Genomic DNA, 4,927 nt, shown 5'->3' with positions numbered 1-4,927 from the left:
TACTTGGGGGAGGTGAAGGCCTGCGGGGCGCTCAAGCCCTGCAAAAGCTCTTGAGCCACAGCGGCGGCGTTGTGCTGGTACAGCTGGATGAATTGAGGCGTGGTCATGCGGCATGTTAAGGCAGCCGCTCAGCGGGCGGCGACCCGTGTAGGCAAGACCCTGGATTGGGCCCATGCCAAGTCGTGAGGATGCCCTTTCATACCCGTGCGGCCGGATGTCTTGAATTCAGGTTTTAATCTCGGGTGTTTGTTTTTATGGGAAGTCCGCCATGTCCAATGCTTTTTTATCCAAAATCCTGTCCTGTGCCTGCATGGGTCTGCTGGCCTTGTCGGCCAGTGTGACATCGACAGCCCAAGCCCAAACCACGCTGCGCGTGACCACCATCCCGGAAGAGGCGGCGACGGAGCAGGTGCGCAAATTCACGCCCCTGGCCACTTACCTGGAAAAACAGTTGGGCATGAAGGTGGTTTTCACGCCGGTGACCGATTACCCCGCTGCGGTGGAGTCCTTGGTGAATAAAAAAGTGGATGTGGTCTGGTTCGGTGGTTTCACCTTTGTGCAAGCCAGCATCCGCTCGGGCGGCAAGATCGTGCCTTTGGCCCAGCGCGAAGAAGACACCAAATTCCAGTCGGTGTTCATTGCCAAGACCGATTCGGGCATCAAGACCTTGGCCGACATGAAGGGCAAACAAGTCTCTTTCGGCTCACAAAGCAGCACCTCGGGCCACCTGATGCCGCGCAGCTTTTTGTTGCAGGCCAAGATAGATCCTGAAAAAGATTTCAAGCGCATCGCCTACAGCGGCGCGCACGACGCGACCATCGCCTCTGTGGTCAGTGGCAAGGTCGATGCTGCCGCACTGGACATCACGGTCTGGAAAAAGTTTGTGGCCGAAAACAAGGTCAACACACAAGACGTGAACGTGTTCTTCACCACTGCGCCGTACTTCAACTACAACTGGTCGGTGCACGCCGACATGCCCGCCGACTTGCGTGAAAAAATCAAGACGGCCTTGCTGGCTCTGAACCCCGCCAACCCTGAGCACGCCGAAATTTTGAAGCTCAACCGCGCCACCCGCTATGTGCCCACCACGCCTGAGAACTACAAGGGCTTGGAGTCGGCCGCACGCAGCGCGGGTTTGCTCTAAAGCCAAGGAGTTTGGGCGTTGAACATCGACCTGCAGGCCTTAGAAGCCCGGCATCCGGCAGCCTTGCCGGGAGCCCCTGCGGCCTTGCGTGGATTGAACTTGCAGCTGGCCGCTGGCGAGCAGGTGGCGATCATCGGGCCATCTGGCGCAGGCAAGACCACTTTGCTGCAGGTGCTGGCCTGCGCCCAGCCGCCCACGCAGGGCCAACTGCAATTGGCCGGGGTGAACCCTTGGACTTTGCCCGCACGGGCCTTGCGCCGTTTGCGTGGCCAGTTGTTTTTGGCCCCGCAGGTGCCGCCCTTGCCGCCACGCCAGCGCGTGGTGACCTCGGTGCTGGCCGGACGTTTGCCCGCCATGGGTTTGTGGGCCAGTTTGCGCTCGCTGTTTTACCCGGCCAATATCCCGGCCGCTTATGAAGCGCTGGTGCACTTCGACTTGGGCGATAAATTGTTCGAACGCGTCGACCGTTTGTCGGGCGGAGAGCGGCAACGCGTGGGTCTGGCCCGTGCCCTTTTGGCGCCGGCCAGTTTGTGGCTGATTGACGAGCCCCTCTCTGCCCTCGACCCGATGCGCGCCCGCATGGCCATGGCCGCTTTGGTGGGTCTGGCGCGTGAAAGGCAGACCACACTGGTGGCCACGCTGCACCAGGTGGACATGGCGCTGGCGCACTTTCCACGCATCATGGGTCTGCGCGACGGACAGTTGGTGTTTGACTTGCCAGCAGCCCAGGTCACTCCCGAGCGGTTGGCGCATTTGTACGACCAGTACGAACACGAGTTGCGCGGCGAGGCGCTGCCCGTGGCGCTGCAAGAGGGCACATCCGAAGCGCCCGCGCCCGTGGTGATGCACTGCCGCTGACGCGGTCAGTTCCTTGAAGTCACTTGCCCCAAAGATGTCGCTCGCTGTCTTCCCTTCGTCTGCAGACCATCCATCCGGTTTGCCGCCTGTTCGCCCGCAAATGAAAGCACCTGCGCGCGACCCGGCTTTTGCTGCGCGTGTTTTTTGGATCAGCTTGGCGTTGGTGCTGTTGTGGCCATTGGGTGTGGCCACTGAATTTCGTTTGTGGGTGCTCTGGGAGCCCGAGAACCGCAAAGTCACCGCCAACTTTCTGAGCAGCTTTTGGCCACTGGTGTACAACGCCGAATTTTTGCAGATGGTGGTGCGCGAAACCTGGCGCACCGTGGCCATGGCGACTGCAGGGGTCACGCTGGCGCTGGTGCTGGCTATTCCTTTGAGTTTGTTGGCGACGCGGGTCTTGTCACTCTCGGCCTTGTCGGGCCGCATGGACCGCTGGCCAGCTGTGCTGCGCTGGTGTGTGCGGGCCACTTTGATTGTGTTGCGCAGCATTCCTGAATTGATCTGGGCACTGGTGTTTGTGCGCGTGGTCGGCCTGGGGCCTACGGCGGGTGTGCTGGCCATCGCCCTGACCTATGGCGGCATGCTGGGCAAGGTGTATGCCGAAATTTTGGAAAGTGGCGAGAGCCATGCCACCCAGACCCTGATGCGCAATGGCAGCGGCCGGCTGCAGGCCTTTGTGTACGCGCTGCTGCCCAGCCATGCGGCCGAGCTGGCGTCTTACACGGTGTACCGATGGGAATGCGCCATTCGATCTTCGGTGGTGCTGGGCTTTGTGGGCGCGGGCGGTCTGGGCCAGCAACTGGACAACTCGATGAAGATGTTCAACGGTGGTGAAGTGGCCACCTTGCTCTTGGTGTTCATTGCCTTGGTGGCACTGGCCGACCGCGTGAGCGCCTGGTTGCGAAAGGCCTTGGCATGACCATGCCGATTCCCGACGCCCCCCCCGTGGTACGGACCTTTGCGCAGGAAGCGGCCAACCCGCCCTGGAGACTGCCGCCCCCCTTGTTCAACGCCCGATGCCGTGCCTGCTGGTTCACAGCCGGCTTGCTGGTGTTGGTGGTGGCCAGCTTTGTGTCGCTGGAGCTCGATTGGGTGGCCTTTGCATCGATGGAGGCGGCGCGCAGCATGGGCCGCTTTCTGGCCGAATTTTTCCCGCCTGATCTGTCCCCCTTGTTTGTGAATAAGGTGGCTTGGGCCGCTTGGGAAACCCTGGCCATGTCGGCGCTGGGCACGGCCATTGCGGCGGTGCTGGGCTTGGCGCTTGCTGTTCCCGCCAGCCGCATGTCTGCCCAAGACCCAGCTTGGCTGCGCAGCCCCACGCGTTGGTTGCTCAATGCCCTGCGCGCCATTCCTGAACTGGTGTGGGCCGCTTTGCTTTTGATATCGGCGGGTCTGGGGCCCATGGCAGGCACACTGGCGCTGGCCCTGCACACCAGTGGCGTGCTGGGTCGCTTGTTTGCCGAGGCCATGGAGAACATCCCCACCGGCCCCGGCGACGTCTTGCGCACCCAAGGCGTGGGGCCGCTGCGCGTTTTCTTTTATGCCACCTTGCCGCAGGTCTTACCGCAGTTGATGAGCTATATGCTGTACCGCTGGGAAAACAACATCCGCGCCGCCGCCGTGCTGGGCGTGGTGGGTGCGGGTGGCTTGGGCCAGTTGCTGTCTTTCCACATGGGCCTGTTCCACATGAACAAGACCGCCACCATTTTGGCGGCCATGCTGCTGATGGTGGCCTGCGTGGATGCGCTGAGCTTTGCGGCGCGGCGTTGGCTCACCCGCTGATGCATTGAAGTCAGCGTTCAGTGGCGTTCAATGCTGTGCATTGCGGGCGTAGCTTTGCGCTGCCCAAAGCGCGGCTGTACCGACCAAGCTGGCCAACAGCAGCCACCACAACGCCAGGGTGTAGCCTAGTTCGGGAGACCACAGCAAACCCAGCGTCAAAGGCGCAGCGGCCCGTGCCAAGGCGATGGGCATGCCCAGCAAGCCATTGAGCTGCCCGACATGGGCGCGGCTGACGTATTGCGCCATGGCGGTGCCCTTCACGATGGTGTTCATGCCATTGCCCAGGCCATACAGCAGCACAAACACCAAGGAGGCGAGTGGGCTGAGCCCACCGATCAGCAAGGCCAGAACGCCCGCTGGGATCAATGTGGGAATCCAGCGGTTGGCGGCGTGCACGTCCCAGTAACGCTCAAACACAAAGAGCACCAGACGCCCCAGCACCTGGATCACCCCGATGGCCGCCGGAATGGCGATCACCCAGGTGGGTGACAAGCCCGACTCCTGCAGCAAGGCGATCATGTGCGCGGGCAAGGCCGAGGTGACCGACATGGTGAGCACCATGAACAGCGCCAAGAGCCAAAACGGCGCGTTGCGCAGGTGTTCGCGCACCGAGGCCGGTTGCACCGCGCCGTGCGAAGTGGTCTCCAGAACCTTGAGCGGCGCGCCTTGCAGCAACCAGGCGTGCAGCGGCGCACAAATCAAGAATTGCATCGCCGCCAGAGCCCACAGGGCTTGGCGCCAACCCCACAGATCCATCCACCAAGCAAACAACGGAATGAACACCGTGCTGGCCAGTCCGCCCAAAAACGTGAGCGTGATGATGGCGCGGCGAAAGTCCTGCGGAAAGCGGCGTGTGACCAACGCAAACACCGGTGTGTAAAGCGTGGCCGCCATGCCCAAGCCCAGCCAGATCCAGGCGGCATAAAACCCCGCAACCGTGGTCACGAAACTGTGACCGACCAGGCCCACACCCACCCACAAGGAGCCCAGCGTCATGACCCAGCGCTCCCGCCCCGCATCGATCCAGCGCCCCACTCTATAGGCCATCAAACCCTCGGCCAGCAGTGACAAGCTGAAGGCCAGAGACGAATCAGCGCGCGTCATGCCCAGCTCGGCTTCGAGCGGCGTCATCAACAGCGAGAA

Annotated in this window: 5 protein-coding genes; 4 read left to right on the top strand and 1 reads right to left on the bottom strand. The window is 62.0% G+C overall.

From position 1 onward, the window contains the following. Positions 1–310 precede the first annotated feature (310 nt). The 4 genes from Q0O19_RS13835 to phnE all read left to right on the top strand — a co-directional run bounded on the left by Q0O19_RS13835 (position 311) and on the right by phnE (position 3,784). Positions 311–1,144: a putative selenate ABC transporter substrate-binding protein gene (locus Q0O19_RS13835; protein WP_295523930.1), complete on the top strand. Its 834-nt coding sequence runs from the start codon at positions 311–313 to the stop codon at positions 1,142–1,144. Positions 1,145–1,162: 18 nt separating this feature from the next. Continuing rightward, entirely contained in the window at positions 1,163–2,002 is an 840-nt protein-coding gene (locus tag Q0O19_RS13830) for an ATP-binding cassette domain-containing protein (protein ID WP_295523926.1), read from the top strand. A gap of 100 nt (positions 2,003–2,102) precedes the next feature. Beyond that, positions 2,103–2,921 carry an ABC transporter permease gene (locus tag Q0O19_RS13825; RefSeq protein WP_295523928.1) on the top strand — a complete coding sequence of 273 codons (819 nt, stop codon included), beginning with the start codon at positions 2,103–2,105 and terminating at the stop codon, positions 2,919–2,921. After that, the gene (gene phnE / locus Q0O19_RS13820; RefSeq protein WP_295523924.1) at positions 2,918–3,784 is read left to right on the top strand and encodes a phosphonate ABC transporter, permease protein PhnE; all 867 of its coding nucleotides are present in this window, start codon (positions 2,918–2,920) and stop codon (positions 3,782–3,784) included. The genes Q0O19_RS13825 and phnE overlap by 4 nt, the downstream gene beginning before the upstream one ends. Positions 3,785–3,811: 27 nt before the next feature. On the opposite strand, the gene Q0O19_RS13815 is transcribed toward phnE, so the two are convergent. Next, positions 3,812–4,927 (bottom strand): MFS transporter (locus Q0O19_RS13815; protein ID WP_295523922.1); only part of this gene is annotated, 1,116 nt, incomplete at its 5' end.

The organism is Limnohabitans sp. Rim8 (assembly GCF_945869175.1).
Classification (GTDB): domain Bacteria; phylum Pseudomonadota; class Gammaproteobacteria; order Burkholderiales; family Burkholderiaceae_C; genus Limnohabitans_A.
Note: the sequence above shows the minus strand (reverse complement) of the source record. Positions and strands in the feature narration are given on the sequence as shown.